The 26,381-nt window shown below is 49.7% G+C and carries 23 protein-coding genes, 1 tRNA gene and 1 pseudogene; 10 read left to right on the top strand and 15 right to left on the bottom strand.

Translation table 11 applies throughout. From position 1 onward, the window contains the following. Positions 1–97: 97 nt before the first annotated feature. Positions 98–781, bottom strand: a complete 684-nt coding sequence (locus BZG77_RS02720) for a DNA-3-methyladenine glycosylase I (RefSeq protein ID WP_077459758.1) — start codon at positions 779–781, stop codon at positions 98–100. Positions 782–864: 83 nt separating this feature from the next. Between BZG77_RS02720 and BZG77_RS02715 the strand changes: the two genes are divergently transcribed. The 4 genes from BZG77_RS02715 (at position 865) to pheA (ending at position 4,623) form a co-directional block, all read left to right on the top strand. Next, positions 865–1,179 carry a YebG family protein gene (locus BZG77_RS02715; RefSeq protein WP_077576456.1) on the top strand — a complete coding sequence of 105 codons (315 nt, stop codon included), beginning with the start codon at positions 865–867 and terminating at the stop codon, positions 1,177–1,179. 223 nt (positions 1,180–1,402) lie between these two features. After that, positions 1,403–2,434, top strand: coding sequence for a 2,3,4,5-tetrahydropyridine-2,6-dicarboxylate N-succinyltransferase (gene dapD / locus BZG77_RS02710; RefSeq protein ID WP_077646090.1), 1,032 nt, complete (start codon positions 1,403–1,405; stop codon positions 2,432–2,434). A gap of 395 nt (positions 2,435–2,829) precedes the next feature. Then, positions 2,830–3,180, top strand: a complete 351-nt coding sequence (gene hpf, locus BZG77_RS02700) for a ribosome hibernation-promoting factor, HPF/YfiA family (protein ID WP_021022049.1) — start codon at positions 2,830–2,832, stop codon at positions 3,178–3,180. 258 nt (positions 3,181–3,438) lie between these two features. Further along, complete coding sequence (gene pheA, locus BZG77_RS02695) at positions 3,439–4,623, top strand: prephenate dehydratase (RefSeq protein WP_077646088.1); 1,185 nt, start codon at positions 3,439–3,441, stop codon at positions 4,621–4,623. A gap of 84 nt (positions 4,624–4,707) precedes the next feature. On the opposite strand, the gene tyrA is transcribed toward pheA, so the two are convergent. Together tyrA and BZG77_RS02685 are read right to left on the bottom strand one after the other, a co-directional pair. Further along, complete coding sequence (tyrA, locus tag BZG77_RS02690; protein ID WP_077646087.1) at positions 4,708–5,841, bottom strand: bifunctional chorismate mutase/prephenate dehydrogenase; 1,134 nt, start codon at positions 5,839–5,841, stop codon at positions 4,708–4,710. A 3-nt stretch (positions 5,842–5,844) separates the two neighbouring features. Beyond that, positions 5,845–6,921 carry a 3-deoxy-7-phosphoheptulonate synthase gene (locus BZG77_RS02685; RefSeq protein WP_021022054.1) on the bottom strand — a complete coding sequence of 359 codons (1,077 nt, stop codon included), beginning with the start codon at positions 6,919–6,921 and terminating at the stop codon, positions 5,845–5,847. Positions 6,922–7,099: 178 nt separating this feature from the next. On the opposite strand from BZG77_RS02685, the gene BZG77_RS02680 reads away from it, so the two are divergent. Together BZG77_RS02680 and btsR are read left to right on the top strand one after the other, a co-directional pair. Continuing rightward, the gene (locus BZG77_RS02680) at positions 7,100–8,797 is read left to right on the top strand and encodes a sensor histidine kinase (protein WP_077646086.1); all 1,698 of its coding nucleotides are present in this window, start codon (positions 7,100–7,102) and stop codon (positions 8,795–8,797) included. Next, on the top strand, positions 8,794–9,507 hold the full coding sequence (gene btsR / locus BZG77_RS02675; RefSeq protein ID WP_077646085.1) for a two-component system response regulator BtsR: 714 nt from the start codon (positions 8,794–8,796) through the stop codon (positions 9,505–9,507). Before BZG77_RS02680 ends, btsR begins: the two co-directional genes overlap by 4 nt. A 21-nt stretch (positions 9,508–9,528) precedes the next feature. On the opposite strand, the gene BZG77_RS02670 is transcribed toward btsR, so the two are convergent. The 7 genes from BZG77_RS02670 to ffh form a co-directional block, all read right to left on the bottom strand. Beyond that, positions 9,529–9,918, bottom strand: coding sequence for a DUF2799 domain-containing protein (locus BZG77_RS02670; protein WP_077646084.1), 390 nt, complete (start codon positions 9,916–9,918; stop codon positions 9,529–9,531). A 148-nt stretch (positions 9,919–10,066) separates the two neighbouring features. Beyond that, a complete protein-coding gene (locus BZG77_RS02665; RefSeq protein ID WP_077646083.1) occupies positions 10,067–11,491 on the bottom strand; it encodes a carbon starvation CstA family protein in 1,425 nt (474 codons plus the stop codon). A 244-nt stretch (positions 11,492–11,735) separates the two neighbouring features. Next, positions 11,736–12,089: a 50S ribosomal protein L19 gene (gene rplS, locus BZG77_RS02660; RefSeq protein ID WP_021022059.1), complete on the bottom strand. Its 354-nt coding sequence runs from the start codon at positions 12,087–12,089 to the stop codon at positions 11,736–11,738. 28 nt (positions 12,090–12,117) lie between these two features. After that, on the bottom strand, positions 12,118–12,873 hold the full coding sequence (gene trmD / locus BZG77_RS02655) for a tRNA (guanosine(37)-N1)-methyltransferase TrmD (RefSeq protein WP_077646082.1): 756 nt from the start codon (positions 12,871–12,873) through the stop codon (positions 12,118–12,120). 25 nt (positions 12,874–12,898) lie between these two features. Continuing rightward, the gene (gene rimM, locus BZG77_RS02650) at positions 12,899–13,426 is read right to left on the bottom strand and encodes a ribosome maturation factor RimM (RefSeq protein WP_021022061.1); all 528 of its coding nucleotides are present in this window, start codon (positions 13,424–13,426) and stop codon (positions 12,899–12,901) included. A gap of 28 nt (positions 13,427–13,454) precedes the next feature. Continuing rightward, entirely contained in the window at positions 13,455–13,703 is a 249-nt protein-coding gene (gene rpsP / locus BZG77_RS02645) for a 30S ribosomal protein S16 (protein WP_021022062.1), read from the bottom strand. Between the two features lie 206 nt (positions 13,704–13,909). Further along, positions 13,910–15,292: a signal recognition particle protein gene (gene ffh, locus BZG77_RS02640; protein WP_077646081.1), complete on the bottom strand. Its 1,383-nt coding sequence runs from the start codon at positions 15,290–15,292 to the stop codon at positions 13,910–13,912. Positions 15,293–15,473: 181 nt separating this feature from the next. On the opposite strand from ffh, the gene BZG77_RS02635 reads away from it, so the two are divergent. Together BZG77_RS02635 and BZG77_RS02630 are read left to right on the top strand one after the other, a co-directional pair. Then, positions 15,474–16,274, top strand: a complete 801-nt coding sequence (locus BZG77_RS02635) for a cytochrome C assembly family protein (RefSeq protein ID WP_077646080.1) — start codon at positions 15,474–15,476, stop codon at positions 16,272–16,274. A 68-nt stretch (positions 16,275–16,342) separates the two neighbouring features. After that, positions 16,343–17,629 (top strand): HlyC/CorC family transporter, encoded by a 1,287-nt coding sequence (locus BZG77_RS02630; protein WP_077646079.1) that lies wholly within the window; start codon positions 16,343–16,345, stop codon positions 17,627–17,629. Between the two features lie 31 nt (positions 17,630–17,660). Here BZG77_RS02630 and BZG77_RS02625 read toward each other — a convergent pair whose 3' ends face one another. After that, positions 17,661–19,067 (bottom strand): ATP-binding protein, encoded by a 1,407-nt coding sequence (locus BZG77_RS02625; protein WP_077646078.1) that lies wholly within the window; start codon positions 19,065–19,067, stop codon positions 17,661–17,663. Positions 19,068–19,176: 109 nt separating this feature from the next. Here BZG77_RS02625 and BZG77_RS02620 point away from each other — a divergent pair. Beyond that, positions 19,177–20,392 (top strand): annotated as a pseudogene (locus BZG77_RS02620) (ISL3 family transposase). 40 nt (positions 20,393–20,432) lie between these two features. After that, positions 20,433–20,879 carry a phage integrase N-terminal SAM-like domain-containing protein gene (locus BZG77_RS02615; protein ID WP_077646077.1) on the top strand — a complete coding sequence of 149 codons (447 nt, stop codon included), beginning with the start codon at positions 20,433–20,435 and terminating at the stop codon, positions 20,877–20,879. 193 nt (positions 20,880–21,072) lie between these two features. On the opposite strand, the gene BZG77_RS02610 is transcribed toward BZG77_RS02615, so the two are convergent. From BZG77_RS02610 to BZG77_RS02595, 4 genes are all read right to left on the bottom strand, one after another. Further along, a tRNA-Ser gene (locus BZG77_RS02610) sits at positions 21,073–21,163 on the bottom strand. 138 nt (positions 21,164–21,301) lie between these two features. Continuing rightward, entirely contained in the window at positions 21,302–22,504 is a 1,203-nt protein-coding gene (gene fabV / locus BZG77_RS02605) for an enoyl-ACP reductase FabV (protein ID WP_077646076.1), read from the bottom strand. A 212-nt stretch (positions 22,505–22,716) separates the two neighbouring features. After that, the gene (locus BZG77_RS02600) at positions 22,717–25,017 is read right to left on the bottom strand and encodes an acyl-CoA dehydrogenase (protein WP_021022368.1); all 2,301 of its coding nucleotides are present in this window, start codon (positions 25,015–25,017) and stop codon (positions 22,717–22,719) included. A gap of 161 nt (positions 25,018–25,178) precedes the next feature. After that, complete coding sequence (locus BZG77_RS02595) at positions 25,179–25,862, bottom strand: TetR/AcrR family transcriptional regulator (protein WP_025744698.1); 684 nt, start codon at positions 25,860–25,862, stop codon at positions 25,179–25,181. Positions 25,863–26,381: the final 519 nt, after the last annotated feature.

The raw sequence follows: 26,381 nt of genomic DNA, 5'->3' as shown, positions 1-26,381 counted from the left end.
TGGCCGATTGCCGTGATAAGCGCAAATCGCCACCGACACGCCGCGACCTTGCACACGACTTGCTAACTGTGTGATAGCACAGCAAATCGCTGAGCGATTAAACGCGATTATCACCCACACTGAATGCGATCAGCTGGCTGATATGGTTCAGTGAACGGCCCGACTCTTGCTGCCACTGATTAAATGCCTGTTGCGCGGCTTGCATCGCCCGCTTGGTCTCTCGGCCGCTATCAACGATTTTAGTCGCGCGCAGATAGTGCTCAATATCGCGGGTGAACAAGAAGGTGTCCTTGCCCATTCGGCGCAAGGTATAAGCACCCGTATTACCGCCTAATCGCTTACCGTGCTTTTTTAAATACTGCCATAAACCAACAATATCTTCGCTGGGCCAATCGGCGACAAACTGGCTAAAACTGCCATGCGATTGCTGCACGCGGTGGATCATTTCCGCATTGTGTGGAATGGTCATCACCTTGGTTAAGTGGCGAATGATCGCGGGGTTCGTCGCTTTCTCTTCCCACATTTCTGGCGGCATCAACAACATTTTGTCGATATCAAATCCCCAAAAAACCTCTTCGAACCCCGGCCACTTTTTGCGTACCACCTGCCAGCTAATTCCAGATTGAAAAACCTTCTGGCTAAACGCTGCTAACCAGCGATCATCCGGGATCTCACACAGAGCCTGATGTTCAAGCGGTGCCACCAGCATGCGCTCTAATTCTCGTTGACCACCTTTGCGATCGGCGGCACGTTGATAAATGGTGCTAAATTTTTCTCTCATGTCACAATCACGGCAGGGTCGGTAGACAATGGCCCTTATCCTACTGTATAAAAAGACAGTAAATCAACGAAGAGAGGGTAATTATGGCCGTTATCGTCAAGTACGTGGTCGAACGCGAGGGAGAAGAAAAGATGACATTTACCTCCAAAGCAGAAGCCGATGCCTACGATAAAATGTTGGATATGGCAGATGCGATGTTCGACTTGATTGGAGAAAGCGAACTAGTAGACGACGAAGAAAAGCGTGAAGCTTTGTCGCTATACCTTGCTCAACACAAAGACTCGGTCCTCGAGGCGCTGGGCGCCAAACGTAAAGCCGTCAAGAAAAAACCGGCGAAAGCGAGTGACAATAAAACGGATGAAAATAGCGACAACAACAAAGATGCTGACGCTGCCTAGCACTCCCATTGCTAATCCTGTTGGCATCCGCGAAAGAGCAAGCCCACTTGGCTTGCTTTTTTTATGCCTGTCTTCTGAGGCCTATGCATCAATGTGAATCGGTGCGCTGACCTGCAAGCATTTTTTCTTTCACCCGCCGTTAAGCGCTTCCAACCACCGCCGCTTGTCTTTAAGATGAAGTGTTTGATGTTTTAAGCCCAACGACACAAGGAGATCTCCCCCAATGGCAAGCTTTGCTCTGGCACTTGGTACCGCCACTCAAAACCAGGACGGAAAAATCATTGAAGCCTATTTCCCGGCCCCCCTGCTCAACCCGAGCGATGATCTGGTGAGTGCCCTAAGCGCGCTAACCGATTATAGCGCCGGTAATCAAGTACTAGCGATTGCACCAGAAACCTGCGCTGCAATCAGTGAAGCCTTCGCCGCCGCTGGCGCGCAAGAGGCAGCTAACTTTGCCAGCAAGGCTCAACAAACCACCCAACCGCTGGTGCTGGTGATCCTCGAAAATGACAGCAAGCCTGCATCGGTTGCAGAAGGCTTTTTGAAGCTACAACTGATCTCGCACCGCTTCGTGAAACCACATGGTGTGGTGCTAGAAGGGCTCTTTGGCCTACTACACAACATTGCTTGGACCAACCAAGGCCCGATCGACTTGCCAGAGTTGCCTGAGCGTCAGATGGAAGCGCGCTTGAAAGGCGAAACGCTGACCGTTGAGTGCGTGGATAAATTCCCGAAAATGACTGATTACGTGGTACCTGCCGGTGTGCGTATTGCCGATACCGCCCGCGTTCGCTTGGGCGCCCATGTGGGTGAAGGCACCACAGTGATGCACGAAGGCTTTATCAACTTTAATGCCGGCACCGAAGGCAAGAGCATGATTGAAGGTCGAATCTCTGCAGGTGTGATGGTCGGTCAAGGCAGCGATATTGGTGGTGGCGCGTCGATTATGGGTACCCTCAGTGGCGGCGGCCAAATTGTCGTATCGATTGGCGAGAATTCACTATTAGGTGCCAACGCGGGTCTTGGTTTCCCATTGGGCGATCGTTGTACCATCGAATCGGGTCTGTATGTCACCGCTGGCACCAAAGTGACCATGCTCGACGCCGACGGCAACGCCGTAGAAAGCATCAAAGCGCGTGATTTGGCGGGCAAAGCGGATCTACTGTTCCGTCGTAATTCAAAAACAGGTGCGGTTGAGTGTTTGACCAACAAGAGTGCGGTTGAGCTCAACCACGAGCTACACGCCAATAACTAATCAAGCGCTCTTTGAGTTCTTGTCAAAGGCGGCCCACTTGGTCGCCTTTTCTATGCCCAGTTTGCTTGAGCCACTCTCGTTTCCCCGCAGTGCACCAAAAAACCCAAGCAGATTTGTGGCACATTTTTAACCACAGGTAAAAGGTAGGGAAATACATAGGCGCGACGCGCCCCTGACTGGCGGGTAAATCAGCATTCGTGACCTTTCCCAAGGTAGCATTTTTATCTTTAAGTTCAAGGGATTTCATGCTTAACAAATGTCAGGATCCGTGAAGGCTCACAGTTCAACTTTTCGTTTTTTCTCCCACCTTTAAACATGAGCCAAGTCACGTTATCAATGGCGTAAAGCGGTAATCTGAAGATGAACCTAATACAGGGGAACAAAGAGGAAAGAGTATGAGAGTGGAAATTGCAGGCAAAAACATCGAAATCACTCCCGCTATCCGTGAGCGCATCGAAAGCCGCTTTGACAAGTTGGCCAAGTGGCAGGTGGCACTCATCAATCCTCACGCTGTGATCAGTAAAGAGCCAAACCACCAGTTTAAAGTCGAAGCCAAAGCTGGGTTGCCGGGCTCAACGCTGGTTGCCTCAGCAGAAAGCGATGACATGTACAAAGCAATTAATGATGTGGGCCAAAAACTGGAAAAACAACTTAATAAAGTCCAACACAAAGGCGAAGCACGTCGCAATGATAAATCTGCTGCGACGGTTGCGATGGAAGAAAATCCAACTGATGAGGAAATCTAACCCTCAGCGCAACACCTAAATCGCTAAACATGTTAGCCCCGTCTTCGCGGGGCTTTTTGCTCCTTGACACGCCTGCCTGCGCCCCATATGGTTAATCCATACGCAAACATAACAACACAACGCCCAATGCTGATTCACGCTCGTTTTTTCGCTTCTTTTTTATCTCGCTAACGCGGGAGGAAGCGTGCTAAGCCCAATCAGCCTGGCGCACTAACCTCCCAACCGGGAGGTTTTTTTGTATTAGAACAAGGATAATTTATGTCAGACACACCACGCCCACTGGATGAGATACGCACGCGAATAAGCCAGCTTGATCAAGAGCTGCTGACACTATTGGCCGAGCGCCGTCGCTTAAGCCTAGATGTCGCCAAAAACAAAGTCGCGGTGCAAAAACCGATTCGCGATCAAGCCCGTGAGCAAGCCTTATTAGAAAAGCTGGTGACCAAAGCGCAAGATCACCAGTTAGATGCTCACTATGTGCTGAGCCTGTTTCACACCATTATCGAAGACTCGGTGCTGATTCAGCAACGCTATTTACAAAACCTCGCTAATCCCGACAATCAGCGTCCGGTGGCACGAGTTTCTTTCCTGGGCAACCAAGGCTCATACTCCTACCTCGCCGCGCGCCAGTACTTTAGCCGCAAGCAAACCGAACTGGTGGAGATGGCCTGTGACAGCTTTAAAAAGGTGGTAGAAACGGTAGAAACTGGCCATGCCGACTACGGTATCTTACCGGTAGAAAACACTAGCTCTGGCTCAATCAACGAAGTGTACGATCAGCTGCAGCACACACGTTTATCGATTGTCGGTGAGCTTACGCTGCCTATCGACCACTGCCTGCTGACTGTCGGCGACCAAGACCCAAGCCAAATTGATACCTTGTATGCCCACCCGCAACCACACCAGCAATGCAGCGAATACATTGATACTTTGGGTAAAGTGAAGAAGATTTATTGCTCCAGCACCGCTGAAGCCATGCAACAAGTAGCGGATTTAAACCAGCCTAATGTGGCCGCGATTGGCCATGCTGCCAGTGGTGAGTTTTACGGTTTAACCGCGATTAAGAGCGAGATTGCCAACCAACAGCAAAATCACACTCGCTTTATTGTCGTGGCCCGTAAGCCGGTGAAAGTGTCCAAACTTACACCTGCCAAAACCACGTTTATTATGTCGACCTCACAGCAAGCCGGGTCCTTGGTCGAATGCTTGATGGTATTGCGCGAGCGTGGCATCAATATGACCAAGCTCGAATCCCGCCCCGTGCTCGGTAACCCGTGGGAAGAGATGTTTTACGTCGATGTTGAGGCCAATATGGCTAGCAACCTGATGCAAAGTGCGCTGGACGAACTCACTACCCTGACCCGTTATCTAAAAGTGCTCGGCTGCTATCCGTCAGAGACTATTTCACCCACCGAGGTATCCCTGCCGGACGGCCACGACTAATCTCGAGTAGCCATTAACGGCAAAAGCCCACGATGTGGGCTTTTTGCTGATAATTCAACGCTGAGCGGCGTATTTTACATTAAGCTAGGTTGCGGTGCGGTGGGTGGCGTCGTTGGCTTGTCGCAACAAGCCTTGGCTTTCTTGTAAAAAGCGTGGGGCATAATCGCCAAACCAGTTTTCCACTTGCGCGAACGCATCGACAAAAGTGGCTTTGTCGTGCTGTTCAAGCAAATCAATCGCTTCGCCAAAACGCTGGTAAAAACGCTTGATCATCGCCAAGTTTTGCGGTGAGGACATAATAATATCCGCATACAGCCCCGCATCTTGAGCGAACAAGCGCCCCACCATGGCAAGCTCTAAGCGATAAATCGGTGAGCTTAGCGCAGTAAGCTGATCGAGATTGGGGTTTTCTTCTGCCAGATGGACCCCGTAAACAAACGACGTAAAGTGACGTAGCGCTTGAATCAGCGTCATGCCCTCATCATGCTCAATGGCACTGATCCGGTTTAACCCGGCGCCCCAAATACGAAATTGCTCGAGCAACCATTGGTATGCCTCAGGCTGTCGGCCATCGCAATACACCATTACCTGTTTAGCAAGGCTGGCCACATCTGGACCAAACATCGGGTGCAGCCCGACCACGGGCCCCGAATGCGCCGCTAACATCGCTTGTAGCGGACCGGATTTCACCGAGGTGAGATCCACCAATAAGCAATCGTCTGGCAGCTGGGTCAGTTTACTAATGACCGTTTCCGTGACGTCAATCGGCACTGAGACCACCACCATCCCCGCATCGGCCAGCAGGGCATCGGCATCCTCCCAATCTTCTTTATCCAGCACCGCAACCTGATAACCCGACAAACGGAACAAGCGAGCAAATAAGCCACCCAGCTGGCCTTTACCCCCAATCACCACCACCTGACGTAAATCTGGGTTTAGACACTTAAAGCCAGAGTCATTTTCACTGCTGTAAGACTCACGCATGGTGCGACGCAGCACATCTTCAATTAAATCCGGTGGCACCCCTTGCGACTGTGCTTCTTGACGACGCGAAGCGAGCATCGCCGCCTCACGGTCCGGTGCATAAATGGGCAAGCCATGCTGGCTTTTCACCTCCCCCACTTCTGCTACCAGCTCTAAACGGCGCGCGAGCAAGCTCACCATTTGTTTATCGACATCGTCTATTTGATCGCGCAGTCGGCTGAGTTCCGCCACCATGGTTTAGTCCTGTTGAGTACGTTGTTGAAGAGAGGTTGCCAGCTCTTGGTGAGCATGACGTAATAATTGTTCGGTAGACGCCCAATCAATGCAAGCGTCCGTGATCGACACACCGTACTCCATCTCATCTTTAGACAAATCCGCCGATTGGTTACCCGCGTTAAGATGGCTTTCGATCATCAGACCAATGACAGAGCGGTTACCTTGTTTGATTTGATGGATCACATCTTCTGCCACCAATGGCTGGCGGCGGTAATCTTTACGTGAATTCGCGTGGCTACAATCCACCATCAGGGACGGGTTGAGTCCCGCAGCTTCCATTTGCTGTTCGCATTCGGCGACGGACACTGAATCGTAGTTGGTTTGCTTACCACCACGTAAGATTACATGCCCATTAGGGTTACCTTGCGTTGTAAGCAGTGCCACTTGGCCCGCTTGGTTGATCCCCATAAACCGGTGCCCAGACGCGGCGGCTTTCATCGCATTAGTGGCGGTGGCCAGATTGCCATCAGTACCGTTTTTAAAGCCGATTGGCATCGACAAACCACTGGCCATTTCACGGTGGGTTTGTGATTCGGTGGTACGTGCGCCAATCGCCGCCCAGCTAAACAGATCACCAATGTATTGCGGGCTGATTGGGTCCAACGCTTCAGTGGCCAACGGGATCCCCATTTGTGCTAAATCCGTGAGCAGACCACGCGCTTGCTTTAAGCCAGATTCCACATCAAAGCTGCCATCAAGATGCGGATCGTTGATTAACCCTTTCCAGCCTGTAGTGGTCCGCGGTTTTTCAAAGTAGACCCGCATGACAATAAACAGGTGATCGCTGAGTTCATCCGACAAGGCTTTCAGACGACGCGCGTAGTCTTTCGCCGCTTCAACATCATGAATAGAGCAAGGACCACACACCACCAACAAGCGGTGATCGCGTTTATGAATAATATCCGCCACTGTCTCGCGTGCCTCACTGATAGCAGCCCGGGTACTTTTTTCAATAGGGAACTGCGCGCGAAGCTGCTCTGGCGTCAAGAGCACCTGCTCATCACGGATATGAATATTGGTCACCGAATCTTGCTGCATAGCCTTGCCTTTAATGTTCATCATGTTTTACACAAACAATACCAGCCCATATTTTAAAAGCAATAAAAACTGTACCCATTTATTTACTCTGTAATTAATGGTTTACACTATAGATTGCAATAGAGTCTTACAACAGCAACCGTTACTATAGCGCATTGGTTTTTTTGTGTGGGTCGTTATGGCACTGATTCTCTCACTGCTTCAGCAAATGAGCGTCTATCTGGTTATCGCCTATTTGCTCAGTAAAACACCGGCATTTATGCCACTGCTGAGTATTTCGGGGCGACTGTCGCATAAAGTTGTTTGTTATTTTCTTTTCTCTGGCTTTTGCATTCTCGGTACCTATTTTGGCTTGGGGATTCAAGATGCAATTGCCAACACCCGTGCGATCGGAGCGGTCATGGGCGGATTACTAGGCGGCCCATTTGTGGGCTTTTTGGTCGGGCTAACCGGCGGTTTACATCGCTACAGTTTAGGCGGCTTTACTGACTTGGCTTGCGCCATTTCGACCACGGCAGAGGGCTTGATTGGTGGTGTAATGCATCGCTATTTGGTGTCGCGCAATCAAACCAGCCGTTTATTCTCTCCCACAGTCGTGTTAGGGGTAACCTTCGTTGCCGAGTTAGTGCAGATGGCGATTATCCTCGCGGTCGCTGAACCCTTTAGCCGCGCGTATGAACTGGTTAGCGCGATTGCCGCCCCCATGGTGATTGCTAACTCTATTGGCGCGGCGATGTTTATGAGCATTATTGTCGATCGGAAAACCCTGTTCGAGCGCTATTCAGCGGCATTTTCCAGCAAAGCACTCAAAATTGCTGAACGATCGGTCGGCCTTTTAAGCAGTGGGTTTAATCAACAAAGCAGTGAACAAGTCGCTGCCATTATTCAGCAAGAAACCGGCGTTGGGGCGGTGGCGATTACCGATAGAGAAAAGATCCTTGCGTTTACCGGTATTGGCGATGATCACCATCTCCCCGGTACGCCCATTGCCTCTGATTACACCCGTCGCGCGATTGCCGATGATCAGCTGATCTATATTGATGGTGCGGATATCCCCTATTGCTGCTCACTTTCTCCTTATTGCAAGTTGGGATCAGTACTGGTGATCCCACTACGCGGAGGCGATGGCTATGTACTGGGGACGGTGAAGCTTTATGAGCCAAAACGTAAGCTCTTTTCGGCCATTAATGTCACCATGGGCGAAGGGATCGCCCGATTGCTCTCGAACCAGATTTTAACCGGCCGTTATCAGCGTCAACAAAGTTTGCTCACCCAGGCCGAATTAAACCTATTACGCGCCCAAGTCAATCCGCACTTTTTGTTCAATGCCTTAAATACGATTAGTGCCGTGGTCAAACGCGAGCCAGAGCGGGCACGCCAATTGATCCAACATCTATCGACTTTCTTTCGCAGTAACCTTAAGCAAAACCGCGAGACCGTCTCGCTTGAGCAAGAGCTGAATCACCTTGATGCCTATTTAGAGCTCGAACATGCCCGTTTTGCCGATCGCATGAGTGTGGAGAAGCAGATTGATCCCGCTATCTTGCACGCGGTGATCCCAAGTTTTACCTTACAGCCTTTGGTCGAGAATGCGGTGAAACATGGGATCAGCCAATTGATGGCAGACGGCAAAATTATTATACGTGGCTGGCAAGAAGGCGAATGCCTGTATTTACAAGTGGAAGACAATGCCGGGCTTTACCAACCCGCAGCACAGCACTCAGGACTCGGCATGCGTATTGTTGATAAGCGTGTACGAGGGTTGTTTGGCGGCCAATATGCGCTAAAAATGACCTGTCAGTCTGATATATGGACACGGGCAACCGTCACTTTGCCCTTCACGTATCAAACGCCCAATAAGGAGAGAGAGGCATGATTAAGGCATTGATTGTTGATGATGAGCTGCACGCCCGCGAGGCGTTGGAAGACGAGTTGCTAGCGGTAGGCGGTGTTGACATTATAGGGCAATGCAACAATGCCATTGACGCACTGAAAGCCATCAATCAAACCCGTCCAGACGTGGTGTTTTTAGATATTCAAATGCCGCGAGTGACGGGATTAGAGCTGTTAGCCATGCTCGATCCCGATACCATGCCCAAGGTGGTATTTGTCACCGCCTATGATGAATATGCGGTACAAGCATTTGAAGAAAATGCGTTCGACTACCTATTAAAGCCCGTCGAAACCGTGCGATTAAAAAAATCCTTGGAAAAACTCACTCGTGAGCTACGCCAGAAAAACGACTACCGAGCAATGACACCAACGTTGGATTTGCTTCCCTGTGCGGGACACAGTCGGATTACATTGATCCCACATCAAGAGGTCGAAGTTGCGCGGACCGCCTTAAGTGGCGTCGCACTGCTCACCGCAAAAGGCGAGTCTACCACGCACCTATCACTCAAGGTCTTGGAGGACAAAACCCCCTTAATACGCTGTCATCGCCAATACTTGATTCACCCCGCCGCTATCCGCGAAATCCGCTTACTCGACAATGGCCTAGCCGAGGTGATTACCTCCTCAGCGCATGTTGTGCCGGTAAGCCGACGTTACTTAAAAGCGTTAAAAAATCAATTGGGGCTTAACTAACCCAGACTTATACGCCAGTGCTCAATAAAATAGGCTATTGGATTGGCTTTGAGAATCGTGATGACCACGCTGCCATTCCATTCTAAAACGCTGAGATCCTGGCCGACTTTCACATACGCCCATATACGGATTTCCGTCTAGGCCAAGCTGATAGGCATGAGCAGGATCGCAGTAATCATCAATACCATGGATATATCCCTGTTCGTAATCTAGATAGTTGGCGTTCACGCTGACGTTGGATTGACTGACTAGAGTCTGCAAGTCTTTCAATGAGCGCTGAGGCAACCCGCGCTGTCCATCTTGTTCCCCCAACCCATACCAATTTTGATCGTCAACCAAGCCTTGGGTGGTAGAAGCAGCGCACCCGGCCAAAAGTAAAACGGCGAATAATAAAAAAAACGTCTGTTTCATACCCTGTCCTACCCTCATAAAAAAGCCTCAGTAAATACTGAGGCTTAGATCTTAGCGTATTTAACTGAATATTGCTTGAATACCAATCATATAGCTGAGAGCAAATGGATTCAGCATAGGCTTCCTAGCCACGACGTCTTATCGGCTATTATTTCTCCTCAGCAATCAACTGAGCATTGGGTTTATAGCCAATCAGAAAAGCAATCGTGGCGGCAATAGTCGCGCCCACGCCTATCATGGTAGAGATGTTCATCGGTAAGCTAAAACCGATTTCGGCATTGGCCAAATAGGTAACTGTCACTGCGGTCATGAACATCGCAGGAATGGTACATACCCAGTGCAGTTTATCGCGTTTAATCAAATAGGCAGCCGCTGCCCATAACATGATCATGGCGGTGGTTTGATTCGCCCAGCCGAAGTAACGCCAAATCACGCCAAACTCCGCTTTGGTGATCAAAAAGCCGACCACAAACATGGGGATCGCAATCATTAGGCGCTTCACCATCGGTTTTTGCTGAATATTCAGAAAGTCGGCGATAATCAGACGCGCAGAACGGAAAGCAGTGTCGCCAGAAGTGATCGGCAACACAATCACCCCTAATACCGCCATAATGCCGCCGACCGTGCCAAGTAGCGAGGTGGAAACCTCATGCACCACCGCAGCCGGGCCACCGTTAGCGAGCGTTTGATTAAGCGCGTCACTCGATTCATAGAAGCTTAAGCCCAGACTACACCAGATAAGCGCAATCACACCTTCACCAATCATGGCGCCATAAAAGATAAACCGGCCTGACTTTTCATTCTGCATACAACGCGCCATTAATGGCGATTGGGTAGCGTGGAAGCCTGATACCGCACCACAAGCGATGGTGATAAACAGTAATGGCCATAGTGGCAGATCGGTCGGATGGAAGTTGGTGGCAAAATCGAGCCCTTGGCTGTAGAAGCTGTGATCGCTCACGGCCAAGCCGATAATCAAGCCCACCGACATAAAGACAAGCAAAGCACCAAATATAGGATAAAAACGACCAATAATTTTGTCTATCGGCACCACGGTGGCCAATACATAGTAGGCAAAGATAATGCCCACCCACAGCGCCACGCTCATTTCTGACAGACTACCTAACAACTTGGCTGGACCGAGCACAAACACCACGCCCACCAGCATCAAGAGTAACACCGCAAAGAAGTTCATAAAATGTTTAGCGAAGTTACCGAGATGCTCACCCACGACAGAAGGGACAGATGCGCCATTGGCACGCACACTGAGCATGCCAGAGAAATAATCATGCACGGCGCCGGCAAAAATGCAGCCAAACACAATCCATAGCATGGCAACTGGGCCATATAACGCACCGAGTATTGGGCCAAAAATCGGACCGAGGCCAGCAATATTAAGCAGTTGAATCAGATATACTTTCTTATCTGACAGTGGCACAAAGTCCACACCATCGTTCATGCTCATGGCCGGGGTCGCTTTTTGCGGTTTTGGCCCAAAAATTTTGGTAATGAAAGTGCCGTAGGTAAAGTAGCCGACAATCAAGGTCACTACGCAAAGTAAAAACCAGGACATAATTGCTCTCCGTGTCGTTAGCAGCGCTGCTGCCAATCTTTTAGTAGGGGACAGATGCCATTTTGCCGATTGCGTTGTCGAATACACGCGCTTTAACGGCGAGTGGTCGCCGGTGCAGATAAACGGTTGTAAACAGGATTAAGTGGTGAGGGCGGTGAAGGGTGTGGTGTGAATGAGCCGATTGGCCATTAAAAAAGCCCGTCCTGTAGGACGGGCTTTTGAGCAATAAACGCCATAGGGGCGATTACTTCTTGTTAAGACGCTCTTTGATTCGAGCTGACTTACCAGAACGCTCACGCAGGTAGTATAGTTTGGCACGACGTACTGCACCGCGACGTTTAACAGTAATGCTGTCGATAACTGGCGAATGGGCTTGGAAAGTACGCTCTACACCTTCACCGCTAGACATTTTACGTACGGTAAATGCAGAGTGTAGACCACGATTGCGCTTAGCGATAACCACACCTTCATATGGCTGCAGACGCTCACGGTTACCTTCTTTTACTTTAAGTTGTACCAGGACAGTGTCACCTGCTTGAAACTCAGGCAGGTCTTTTTTCATTTGCTCGTCTTCGAGCTGCTTGATGATGTTACTCATTATTTATAACCCTAGAATAAACTGAAACTCAATTTGATTCGGCACTTGCACGATATTCTTTGATGAACTCGGCAAGTAGTGATTCCTGTTCGTCAGTCAGAGCTAGGTTTTCCAGGAGCTCTGGTCGTCGTAACCAAGTGCGACCTAGCGATTGTTTTAATCGCCAGCGACGAATGTCCTTATGATTACCGGATTTTAGCACCTCTGGTACCACCAACCCATCTAACACTTCAGGACGCGTGTAGTGTGGACAGTCTAACAACCCATTGGCAAAGGAATCCTCCTCTGCTGACGCCATATCGCCTAGCACACCCGGTACAAACCGAGCAACAGCATCGACTAACGTCATCGCGGGCAGCTCGCCCCCACTAAGCACAAAATCTCCCACTGACCATTCTTCGTCAACGTGAGTTTGAATAATGCGCTCGTCTACCCCTTCGTACCGGCCACAAATCAAAATAAGTTTATCATTGCTCGCCAGCGACTCGACCCCCGCTTGATCGAGCTTGCGCCCTTGCGGAGAGAGGTAAACCACTTTCGCTTTATCGCCTGCGGCTTGTTTAGCGGCATGAATCGCATCGCGCAAAGGCTCTACCATCATTAACATGCCCGGGCCACCGCCGTAAGGTCGGTCATCGACCGTACGGTGTTTATCGTGGGTGAAATCACGCGGATTCCACGTTTCGACGTTTAACAGCCCTTTTTTTACCGCTTGGCCCGTGACTCCAAAATCAGTGACCGCTCGGAACATTTCTGGAAACAGGCTGATAATGCCAACCCACATATTTCCGCTCGCTTACTGTTGGAGTTTAAAAACCAGGATCCCAGTCAACTTCGATCCGTTGAGCAGTGCGATCAATCGACTTGATGACCTGCTCTTCAAGGAACGGAATTAAGCGTTCCTTTTTACCAAAAGCATCTTTCAGGTTGGCTTTAACGACAAGCACGTCGTTCGAGCCTGTTTCAAGCATGTCAGTCACAGTGCCGAGGTGATAGCCTTTTGCATTCACCACGTCCATACCAAACAGCTCACGCCAATAAAACTCTTGATCTGATAAAGCAGGAAGCGCTTGTGCACTGACTGCAATCTCAGCATTGGTCAGCATCTGCGCGTCTTCGCGCTGATCCAGCCCCGTAAGTTTGGCGACATACCCTTTATTGTGGCGTTTCCAGTCTTCGACCTCGAAACGTTGCCACTGCCCGCGCACCTGGATAAACCAGGGTGAGTAGGCAAAAATGCTTTCAGCGTCTTCAGTGTAAGAAAAAATCTTGAGCCAGCCTCGTATGCCGTACGACGAGCCTAGCTTGCCAACGACAATCGTCTCTTGCTCACTCATTTCTTCTTTTAACCCTGACACTGATCAATTACGCCGCTTGCGCTGCGTCTTTGACTAGCTTAGCAACACGGTCAGAAACCGTTGCGCCTTCGCTAACCCAGTGGTTTACGCGATCCAGGTCAAGGCGTAGTTTCTCTTCCTGGCCTTGAGCAACAGGGTTGAAGAAACCAATTTTTTCGATGAAGCGACCGTCGCGCGCCTGGCGGCTGTCAGCTACAACGATTTGATAAAATGGGCGTTTTTTCGCGCCATGACGTGCCAAACGAATGGTTACCATATCGTCCTCATTTGCATTACTTAATAAAATTGGCCCCGTTTCGCGTAAGCAATGCGGGGCCTCGTGCCAAAATAAAGCTCGGGAATTTTACTCTTTATTGCTGTGAATGCAACTGGTTTAGTCAAATTTCCACCAGCTGTCCCCAGCCTCACAGCGAGTTATCAAGCCTGCTAGCACTGGGCTGACAAGCAAAATATCGAATCGGATTAACCCATGAATCCGCCAGGGCCGCCGGGGCCACCACCGGGTGGCATCATGCCCTTCATTTGGCGCATCATATTGCGCATGCCACCTTTTTGCATTTTCTTCATCATCTTCTGCATTTGGGTGAACTGCTTAAGCAAGCGGTTGACGTCTTGCACCTGGGTGCCTGAACCGGCGGCAATCCGCTTTTTGCGTGACCCTTTGATGATTTCTGGACGCTGGCGCTCACGCGGTGTCATCGAGTTAATGATCGCTTCCATCTGCAAGAACATTTTATCATCAACGTTATCTTTCACGTTATCAGGCACATTGGACATGCCAGGCAGCTTATCCATCATGCCCATCATGCCACCCATGCCCTTCATCTGCTCAAGCTGATCACGAAAATCGGCCAAGTCGAAGCCTTTCTTCTGCTTGAACTTCTTGGCCATTTTCTCGGCTTTGTCTTGATCGACATTACGCTCGAGATCTTCGATAAGCGACAGCATGTCGCCCATCCCCAATATACGGGATGCCACCCGGTCAGGATGGAAAGGCTCAAGTGCGTCTGTTTTTTCACCCACACCCAAGAACTTAATCGGTTTACCGGTGATATGACGCACCGACAGTGCGGCACCACCACGGGTGTCACCATCAACCTTGGTCAGAACCACACCCGTCAATGCCAATGCATCGTTAAAGGCTTTGGCGGTGTTCGCCGCATCTTGGCCTGTCATGGCGTCTACCACGAACAGGGTTTCAACAGGGTTGATCGCGCGGTGAACGTCTTTGATTTCGCCCATCATGGCGTCATCGACATGCAAACGACCCGCCGTATCGACAATCACTACGTCATAAAATTTTAGCTTGCCGTGCTCAACCGCGGATTGAGCAATATCGACTGGATTTTGGTCAGTGCTGGACGGGAAAAAATCAACCCCCACTTCGCTAGCCAAGGTCTCCAACTGTTTGATCGCCGCCGGGCGATACACATCGGCAGACACCACTAACACTTTTTTCTTTTCTTGCTCGGTAAGCATCTTACCCAGCTTACCCACACTGGTGGTTTTACCCGCCCCTTGCAAGCCCGCCATCAAAATCACTGCGGGCGGCTGCGCCGCAAGATCCAATTTTTCATTGGCGTCGCCCATCACCGCTTCAAGCTCAGCTTGAACAATCTTGATAAACTCTTGCCCTGGGGTCAGGCTTTTAGAGACTTCAATGCCAACGGCGCGTTCTTTGACGCGTTTAACAAAATCACGAACCACAGGGAGCGCGACATCGGCTTCCAGTAGCGCCATACGCACTTCGCGCAGGGTTTCTTTGATATTGTCTTCCGTTAATCGTCCACGGCCGCTCACATTTTTGAGCGTCCGGGATAAACGTTCTGATAAGTTTTCAAACATGCGTTACTCGCCCACTCGTCCTATTGGCCCATGATTTTTCATCTGGGTGCAATCGCTGTCGCGAAATTACTGAGATTATACCGCAATCCCCCCATCACTTGCATGTATCGATAGCGACAGAGATTGAGGCAAGGTATACTCACACCTTCATTCTTATTGATTAACTGACTGATCGGTGACGATGGAAATTCTGACAGCCTTGTTGGCATCACTGCTTTATCTGGCCGCCATTTTGCAGATCATCCCCGGCTTGTCCAGCAACAATCAAATTAGTGCGAAGCCGGTCTTTTTCACCGCACTGGCTGCGCTGGCGTTACATGCTTATCTGCTCAAAGATCTGATTTTATCAGGAAGCGGGCAGAATCTTAGCATGCTTAACGTCGCCTCTTTGGTGAGTTTTATCATTGCGATGATGACGACCGGGCTAATTTTCCGATTGCGGCTATGGTTCTTGCTGCCGGTGGTTTATGCCTTTGCAGGACTAAACCTTGCGAGCGCGACCCTGCTGCCCGGTGCCTTTATTACGCATCTTGAATCACACCCAGATGTGCTATTACACATTTCTCTGGCTCTGTTTTCATACTCAACATTGATGATTGCTACCCTGTACGCATTGCAATTGGCTTGGCTGGATTATCAGCTCAAACACAAAAAGCGCCAGGTGATTAATCATAATGTTCCTCCTTTAATGATGGTGGAGCGTCAGCTTTTCAACATCATTTTAGTCGGACAAGTATTATTAACACTCACTCTAATCTCTGGTTTTGTCTTTGTCGATGACATGTTCGCGCAAGGAAAAGCGCACAAAGCCTTCCTCTCGATGGCCGCTTGGGGAGTCTATGGTGTACTCCTTTGGGGGCATTATCAGTCCGGCTGGCGTGGACGTCGGGTGGTCTGGTTTAGTATCGTGGGCGCGTTTCTCCTTACTCTGGCCTACTTTGGTAGCCGGTTTGTTCGTGAGATATTGATTGCAGGCTATTGATTACGCGCATTTAGCGTAAACCCTCGAGCACACGCTCTGATTTTAAAACAAACGTAAGGAACAGTTCGTTGGACGACATATCGACGGGAATATTAATTTCCCTTTTGGTATTGCTTATCGTCATTTCCGGTTATTTTTCCGGGTCTGAGACAGGCATGATGGCACTTAATCGGTACCGGTTGCGCCACCTCTCTAAATCAGGCCACAGTGGCGCTAAGCGGGTCGAAAAACTGCTTACTCGGCCAGACCGATTGATTGGGCTTATTCTGATCGGTAATAACCTGGTAAATATTCTTGCCTCTTCAATCGCGACCGTCCTAGGGTTACGTTTGTATGGCGACGCAGGGATTGCGATCGCAACCGGTGTGTTAACGATGGTGATCCTGGTGTTTGCCGAAGTCACGCCCAAAACGCTGGCTGCTCTTTATCCAGAGCGCGTATCGTTTATTAGCAGCCATTTGCTCACCATCCTAATGAAGGTGTTTTATCCGCTTGTTAGCCTGGTGAACTTTATCACCAATGGTTTTTTGCGCTTGTTAGGAATAGGCGCTAAAGCCGACGGCAAGGATAATCTAAGCACCGAAGAACTGCGGACCATTGTCAACGAAGCCGGTAGCTTGATCCCCCGTCGTCACCAGCATATGTTGCTATCGATCCTAGAGCTTGAAGAGGTGACCGTGGATGACATCATGGTGCCACGCAATGAGATCACTGGGATTAATATCAATGATGACTGGAAGTCGATCATGCGCCAATTCACGCATGCCCCGCATGGAAGAATGGTGTTATATCGCGATACCATCGACGAGGTGGTTGGGATGCTGCGCGTCCGCAAAGCCTATCGCCTGATGGTTGAGAAAAACGAATTTAATAAAGAGACGCTGCTTCGCGCCGCCGATGAAGTCTATTTTATTCCGGAAGGCACGCCACTGAACGTACAAATGCTTAAATTTCAGCGTAATAAGCAACGTATCGGCTTAGTGGTAGACGAATACGGCGACATGATTGGCCTAGTGACGTTAGAAGATATTCTCGAAGAGATCGTGGGTGAGTTTACCACCTCTTTATCACCGAGCTTGGCCGAAGAGATTACGTCATTGACCGATGGTGGCTATTTGATTGAAGGTAGCGCCAATATTCGCGATTTGAATAAGAGTCTTAACTGGACCTTACCCACTGACGGGCCCCGTACCCTCAATGGTTTAATCCTCGAGCACTTGGAGGATATCCCTAAAAGTCGCTTAAGCATTGAAATTGATGGTCACCATATTGAAATTGTCGATGTTGCCGACAATATGATCAAGCAAGTCAAAGTCCTCCCTACAGACCAACCCGACGCCAATATTAGTGTTTAGACCATGCAGCGCACAACGTTAACTCTCACACTCATGAGTCAGCGTGTGCGCCATGTTTTAAGTGGCAGAGTTTTAAGTGGCGGAGCGCCTCGATAAAGCTGGCTTCTTTAATCGGTTTGACGATGATGTAATCCGCGCCTGCTTGGTAAAAAGCCTCATGCACGCTGCCATACGCATCGGCCGTGCAAGCGTAGATGGGGACACTTAATCCGAGCGTTTGCCGTATGGCCTGCGTTGCTTCTACGCCACCAAGATTAGGCATATGGTTGTCCATCAACACCAAGTCATACTGCACTTGCTGAAGGCGCGCTAATGCTTGTTCTCCATCTTTCACCCACTCCACCTCAATATGATATTTATGGCAAAATGCTTGGGCGACCATAGCATTAATCTTATTATCCTCAACCAATAAGACGCGCTTGATGCCGAGCGACACAGGATCGAAAGGCACGTTTTCTGGCGCCTTAGCCGGTTTATTGTCCACCAAGGTGAGCGGCACCTCGACCACAAAGCGGCTGCCTTTATCTGGCTCACTGGTCACATCAATGCCACCTTCCAGTAACTCTAATAGACTTTTAACAATCGACAGGCCCAGGCCGCTACCACCATAAGTCCGCGTCACACTGGAATCCGCTTGTACAAAGGGATCGAACAAAGACTCAAGCGCCTGCTGGTTCATTCCTATCCCGGTATCACTCACGACGAGACGCAATGTATATTGACGCAATGTAGATTGATCTGACGAATTTTCATTCCCGTCTGTTTTTTCTACTTCACGTTGCGCTAGGGTGACCGTCAGCCCAACCTGCCCTGCATGAGTAAATTTTATCGCATTACTCATTAGGTTGAATAAGATTTGTGTGAGGCGGGACTGATCCGAGCGCACCATGGTATCAGCCGCAATCGGTGCATCGATATTTAATAAGATAGACTTGCTTTCACAAAGCGGTGTGTAAATGTTCTCCACCGTGCGAATGATATCTTGGAGATAAAACTCCCCATACTCGATGGTCATTTTACCTTGTTCGATCTTAGACAAATCGAGGATATCATTGAGCACTGTGAGTAAATGCTCACCACTTTGGTATAAACTACCAAGTAGGTCTTTTTGTGCCTTATCCTCGGCTCTATCATTTAATATTTGCGTGATCCCCAAAATGCCGTTAAGCGGTGTGCGTATTTCATGGCTCATCTTGGCTAAGAACTCTGATTTAGCGCGCGCGGAGGCCTCCGCTGCTTCTTTGGCTCGCTGGCTTTGTTGCTCGGCTTCGATAAGAGATGTAATTTCTTGACCTTGACCGATCACCGCTTTGACTTGGTTATCAACCATTAAAGGTGCAAGATTCCATCGGTAAACGCGACGGTCAATCTCAATATTAACTCCTTTGAGGATGGTCCCGTTAACCACGCGCTTTAGATGAGGAGAGATGGCATACATAAACTGATCATACAAGGCTCTTCACCGGATGTGGTGGAAAGTGTTTCTTTTCAAATTTTCCGATTAATTGGACAATAAGGAAACACTCTGCACTTGAGCCCTGAATCAGATGAAAGATACAGCACTCTATCAAGCGATCCTTGGACTGATTCCGCCATGGACTGTCGACTCTGTCCAGGTGGATAAAACGAGCCAACGTATTATCGTGACTATCATGCACGAAAGTCATTTAGGCGTTGCTTGTCCAACATGCTCGAAAGCGGTAAGAAAGCATGATTCTCGAAAGCGGATATGGCGTCACTTGGATACATGCCAATACGAAACATATCTTGAGGCCCAAGTGCCACGTGCTGACTGTCCAAAGCATGGGGTTCAGACCGTTTCTGTTCCTTGGGCATCTCCTGGAAGTCGCTATACCGAACTCTTTGAGACAAAGATTATTGAAACACTTCAGTTCACTTCTCTTCACTCTGTATCTAAAGCATTTCGACTGAGTTGGGGAGCCATTGATCGGATAATGAAAAGGGCTGTTTCACGAGGGCTCGCCCGGAGAAATTTAAATAAGGTAGAAGATCTGCTGGTAGACGAAACTGCCTTTTGCCGAGGACATGATTATGTCACGGTGATGTCGAGCCGAACGGGCCAAGTTCTCGCTGTTGCCGACGGTAAAAGTGAACAAAGCTTAGCAAACTGCTATCGAGTGCTGCCTAATATCGCTAAACAACAGATCCGTTCAGTCTCGATGGATATGAGCCAAGCTTTTATGAATGCAACCGAGTCCTTCTTTGGCTCACGCTCTAAACGCCTGATTGCAGTTGATCATTTCCACGTGGCAAAAGTGCTCACCAAAGCTGTTGACGATGTTCGCAAGCAAGAGGTTAACCGTCTACCGCCATACCTTAAACGAGAGTGCTACAGAACTCGTTATGGCTGGCTCAAAAGAAATAGAAACCTCACTGGTCGCCTGAGGGAGCGTATAAACAAATTGGCCAAGCTCATGATAGATACAAGCCTTAGCTGGTTGCTCAAAGAGCAAGCAAGACTAATCTGGTACGGAGGTTCGATCAGAAGCGCAAGGAATCAATGGCTAGAGTGGCTTGCTTTAGTTAAAGCAAGTGGAATTAAACCATTGAGTGAAAAAGCACTTACCAGCAATCCTTAATGCAATGCGGCTGAAGGCATCGAATGGCCTGGCGGAAGCTATAAATGCCAAAATCCAGTACATGAAGCTTAGAGCCAAAGGCTTTAGAAACAAACAACGGTTCAAGACAGCGATACTGTTCTATTTTGGGGGGCTTGATATGACTTTCCACCATGAACGGTGAAGAGCCATGAATAAACAGTCTTAGAGGGAGGGAAAAGATCATGACCAAAAGTCCGTTTATGGCAAGCCTTCAGCACGAGATTAGGCGACGAGGCTATGCGATTAGAACCGAGAAAAGTTACTTGTACTGGGTTCGTCGATTTATCCTTTTCCATCACAAGCAACACCCTACAGAGCTCAGTGACGAGGATGTAAAAACGTTTCTGTCTTATTTGGCGAATGCGCAGCAAGTTTCACCAAACACACAAAAGGTTGCCCTCAATGCATTAGCCTTTCTTTACAACCAGTTTTTAAACCAACCGCTAGGTAAGATTGCGTTTAGTCCGTCCAAAAAATCGCCGCGAATTCTAATTGTGCTCAGTAAAGAAGAAGTTGCCAAAATTTTTACCTACCTTAGCGCAAGAGATAAGCTGATTTGTGGGCTTATGTACGGCAGTGGCCTACGCATCAATGAGTGCTTGAGGTTACGCATTAAGGATTTGCTTTAACACCCACGCTACCGCCCTTTGGTTAGCGGCATCCAAAAGGCCTTACAGGGCAATTTTTTGCGGGCTAGGTTATCAGACGCTGGGCAGTGTGTTTAGGCAAAGGAGTCTAAAATGTTGGCGGGGTCAGAATTTAGAAATTTTTGGGGGTATAAACGCAAAAAAGCCGCTGACTGAGCAGCGGCTTTTCTATATGTGGCGGAGAGATAGGGATTTGAACCCTAGAAGGGCTATTAACCCTTGCCGGTTTTCAAGACCGGTGCTTTCAACCACTCAGCCATCTCTCCGGAACGCGGCGTATATTATTGGCTTAGGCTTCGCTTGTAAAGTAAAAAGCGACGATTTTGGTTTGTTTGGTTAGCTTTCGTGCAATAAAAAAGAGGCCAGCGTTTGGCTGACCTCTTTCGTCTGTTTTCTAAACAGTTTTAGATGTTTTCGACATCAAATTCTACCAATGGGCTCACGTCTGCGTCGTAGTCTACGCCGTCTACGCCAAAGCCAAATAGCTTCAAGAACTCGGCTTTGTATTCGTTGTAGTCGGTTAGCTCGGTGAGATTGTCAGTGGTGATTTGCGGCCACAAGTCGCGACAGTGCTGCTGAATGTCTTCGCGTAACTCTAGGTCGTCTAAACGCAAGCGACGCTCGCTATCAACGGCAGGCTCACTGCCATCGGCTTGATAGAGGCGTTGAGTAAACATGCGATGGATTTGCTCCATGCAGCCTTCATGGACCCCTTCTTCGCGCATCTTTTTGAACACCATGGCGATATAAAGCGGCATAACGGGAATAGCCGAGCTTGCTTGGGTCACGACGCTTTTCAATACGGCGACGTTGGCGCTACCGCCTTTGGTGGCAAGCGTCTGGTTTAGCGCGTTGGCGGCACGGTCTAAGTCCATTTTGGCTTTGCCTAGTGCCCCTTCCCAGTAAATTGGCCAAGTGAGCTCTGTGCCAATGTAGCTGTAGGCGACGGTCTTGCAGCCTTCGGCCAATACGCCGGCGTCATTGAGTGCGTTAATCCAAAGTTCCCAGTCTTCACCGCCCATGACAGTGACGGTGTCTTGGATCTCTTGCTCAGTAGCAGGCTCGACGCTCGCTTCGATAAGTTGATCTTTATTGGTATCGACGGCGGTTGAGGTGTACGTCTCACCGATAGGTTTGAGTGATGAACGTACCAGCTCGCCGCTGTCAGGTAACTTACGGACTGGCGAGGCCAGTGAGTAAACCACCATGTCGATTTGACCCAAGTCTTGTTTGATCAAATCGATGGTTTTTTGCTTGGCCTCGTGCGAGAAAGCATCGCCGTTCAGGCTTTTTGAATACAGGCCTTCTTGCTTGGCAAACTTGTCGAACGCGGCTGAGTTATACCAGCCTGCGGTGCCTGGCTTTTTCTCGGTGCCTGGCTTTTCGAAGAACACGCCTATGGTTGCTGCGCCGCCACCAAAGGCGGCTGCAATGCGTGAGGACAAGCCATAGCCGCTGGATGCACCCACGACCAACACACGTTTTGGCGCATTGGCAATCGGGCCTTGCGCTTTGGTGTAGTCAATTTGTTCTTTTACGTTCGCTTCACACCCCACTGGGTGGGTGGTTGTACAGATAAATCCGCGAATTTTAGGTTTGATGATCATATTCAACGTCCCTCACAAAATTGAGGCTAGGATAAATACTAACGCCTGCCTATGCATCCCCTTTTATGGAAAAAGGGCAAAAATACCCAGTGGTTGGAGGTGTTGCAGGCAAAAATAGTGGGCAAGATCGCAGTGTTAATCGGTTCCATGAGCGAGCCAACAAAAAAGCGTCTGCTCATCACAGACGCTTTTCATTAGCGTAATCACAGCGTTTAAGCGGCTTTATTTGGGTTGGCTTTGTCGATAGCGCCCCCTTGTAACTGGTTTGAGGTAAACCAATCGGCCTCAAAGTCATCCACTTGTACGGCGTAAGCACGCAACGCATCGGCCTCAAGCAATTTTTCACGCGCATCGGCGGTAATAATATTTTGCTCTACCGCTTGTTGTGAACGGTCGGCCAGGCTGGCTTTACCATTGATTTTCTTGGCTTTTACTGCCTTGATCAGGGCTTTTTCGGTATCACGACACGCCCACATGGCTGTGAAGGCGCGTTCCATTACCGCCACCGGATCGTCGGCTTTTTCCCCGACATAGCAAAGATGCGTCCAACGGTCGCGCTCTGCACTTGGGGTCATTAACTGCTCGGCGATCTGGTTGAGCAGTTTGTCGGACGGCATCGTATAACGCATGCCTAATGGGAACAGTAGCACCCGTAAACTACGACCCACGCCTTTGGCCGGGAAGTTGTTAAAGGCGCCATCAAAGGCTTTGGCACACTGGGCTAAGCAGTATTGCAGCGCATAGTGCACCATTGGCAGATCTTGGCTTGGACGCCCTTCATCTTCATAGCGCTTCAGGGTTGCCGATGCCATATAAAGGTGACTCAATACATCACCAAGGCGCGCTGAAAGCATTTCGCGGCGTTTTAGCTCACCGCCTAGTGACAACATCGCCACATCAGTGGTTACCGCCAGTGCACGACTCATGCGAGTCAAGTGGCGATAGTATTTGGCCGTTTCACCACTAACCGGTGCACGGTTAGTCAGCGAGCCGGTTAACGCATTCACTAACCCCATGATGCTGTTTTTAGTGGCATGACCAATGTGTTTAAACAGCAGGTTATCAAATGCTTGTGCGCCTTGCTCTTGGTCTGGGTTAGCCGCCGCTTCCATCTCTTTAAGTACATAAGGGTGGCAACGGGTCGCCCCTTGACCAAAGATCATCAGGTTGCGGGTAAGAATGTTCGCCCCTTCCACGGTGATCGCGACAGGAATACCAAAGTAATGGTGGCCAATGTAGTTGAGTGGCCCCAATTGAATGGCACGACCCGCGTGAACATCCATCGAGTCGTTTAAGATGGTGCGCGCGATCTCGGTCATGTGGTATTTAGAAATGGCGGTGATGATCGCCGGCTTCTCACCTTGGTCAAGCGCGGTGGTGGTCAGGGTGCGGGTCGATTCAATCAAGTAGTTCAACCCGCCCATGCGACCCAGTGCTTCGGCGACCCCTTCAAAGCGGCCAATATGCATACCAAACTGCTTACGTACATAGCTGTAAGCGCCTGTGGTGCGTGTGGCTAAGTGGCCGACCGCCGTGCCGAGCGCAGGCAGCGAGATCCCACGTCCGGCAGACAGGCATTCCACCAGCATACGCCAGCCTCGACCTACGTAGTCTTTCCCGCCGATGACCCAATCAATCGGAATAAAGACGTCTTCACCACGGGTGGTGCCATTCATGAAGGCCATATTGAGTGGGTTGTGGCGATCGCCAATTTCCACCCCTGGATGGTCTGCCGGGACCAAGGCACAGGTGATGCCGAGATCTTTTTTGTCACCCAACAACCCTTCAGGATCGCCGAGTTTGAAGGCAAGCCCAACGACACTGGCCACGGGGGCTAAGGTGATATAGCGCTTGTTCCAGCTTAAGCGGATCCCGAGAACCTCTTCGCCATTATGCTCACCCATGCAAATAACGCCATGGTCGGGAATGCTCCCTGCATCCGAGCCTGCTTCCGGGCCTGTGAGACCAAAGCAAGGCACTTCACGGCCATCGGCCAGACGTGGCAGCCAGTAATCACGTTGTTCTTGGGTGCCGTAGTGCGTCAGTAGTTCTCCTGGGCCCAGTGAGTTCGGCACCATCACAGTGACCGCCGCGCTTAAACTGCGCGTCGCAATGCGCGATACGATGGTGGAGTTGGCCAGCGCCGAGAACGCGAGGCCGCCGTATTCTTTGGGGATGATCAGCGAGAAAAAGCGTTCTTTCTTCAAGTAATCCCACACCTCTTCCGGCAAATCTTTTTGCTCTTGCACGATTTTAAAATCGTCCAGCATGGCCAGTAAGGTATCGAGTTGGTTATCAATAAAAGCTTGTTCTTCAGCGGTGAGCGTTGGCTTGCCATAGCTGTGCAAGGTTTTCCAATCTGGCGATCCGGAAAAGAGTTCGCCATCCCACCAAACGCTGCCCGCTTCCATCGCTTCACGCTCTGTCGCTGATAAGGGTGGCAGCACCTTTTTGAAGAAAGTAAACGCTTTGTCACTAATCAGTGAACGACGTAATGAAGTTTGAGAGCTCATGATTCAGGTCCTTTTGTTGATCATGGTTGCACTCTTGTTGCTGTTATTGTGCGACCAGAACGGGTTTTACATTGCATTCCACGCATTGTCAGACATCGACAATAACGTGGGCGAATAAATGAGGGCTGGCTCCACGCCTACCACGCCCATACGTTGTTGCGCTAGTCGGCCTGCGATTCCGCCGCAAACGGAAGCACTTGGCCTTGCTGCATCACTGCTGGCTCGGCGTTCATCCCTGCTGCTAAATACGGGATGAGGCGGTCAACGATCGCTTCGGTGTCTAACGTGCGATCAAAATCATTTTCGGCAATATCACGGAGTGCCTCGCTCGATGCCATGGTGAAAATGGCCGCGCCGAGCGTAAAATGGATGTGCCAGAAGACGGCTTCGGGGGTGAGTGCCGGGTTGGCTTTGTGCACCGCTTGGTTAAACAAGGATAAAACGTGCTCATAGCGCGTGGTAATAAACCAACGCAAGTGCCCTTGCACATCGGTGTAGCCTCGACCAATTAATTGCATAAAGGTGGCCGCGCCATGAGGCCGGTATTGGTCAAGTGCGAGTACCGGCTGTTTGGCACAAGAAAACACTTGGGCCATCGTACATTCACGCTGGCTTAACAACGTTTGCAATTGTTCGCCAAGTGCGGGCATAAATGCCTCGAGATAACGTCCAAGCACCGCGCGCACCAATGATTTTTTATCACCAAAATGGTAATTCACCGAGGCAAGGTTAACCCCTGCTTTGCTGGTGATGGTGCGCAACGATGTTTCTTTAAAGCCATGCTCGGCGAAGAGCTGCTCCGCGGCATCCAGTATTTTCGCTTTGGTGTCGCCTCGTCCTGCCATTATTCATTCACCTGATTTAAACGCTTGTTTAACTTTATACCGACAAGCCTTATTTAACAAGTAAGAAACACCTATGTATCGCATGAGCAACATCACATTATTGAGTGATGACAAGGTGATCAGGCCATTACTGGCGTTCAGCGCCCGTTTGTTGTCACCGTATAATGTTTGGTAAATGATCCGTCTGAGATAGGAGGGGCAAGATGATATGTAACGTATTGAATATCAGAGACTAAGCCAGTAAGCCCGTACGGCCGCAAAAATAGGCGGCGCTTTTTTTATACCAATGTGGGAACCCATTCGCATTTTTGCTAGTCACACCTTGTGCCACTGCTTTTTCTAGAAGACTTTTCTTCTATGCCCACTTGCTCGTTGCTTGTGGGCTTTTTTATGCGCGGTTCTTGTGGGCTTTTCTATGCGCATTGAGGAAGGAATAGCGTGCAGATACGCGTTTTTTGTGATAAAAATCACGAAATCGTCGCCCATTGACAAGATTTAGCGACTTTTTTAAATCATCAG

Source organism: Salinivibrio sp. IB643 (assembly GCF_001996105.1).
Lineage (GTDB): Bacteria > Pseudomonadota > Gammaproteobacteria > Enterobacterales > Vibrionaceae > Salinivibrio > Salinivibrio costicola.
This window is presented reverse-complemented; position numbering and strand designations above follow the sequence as displayed.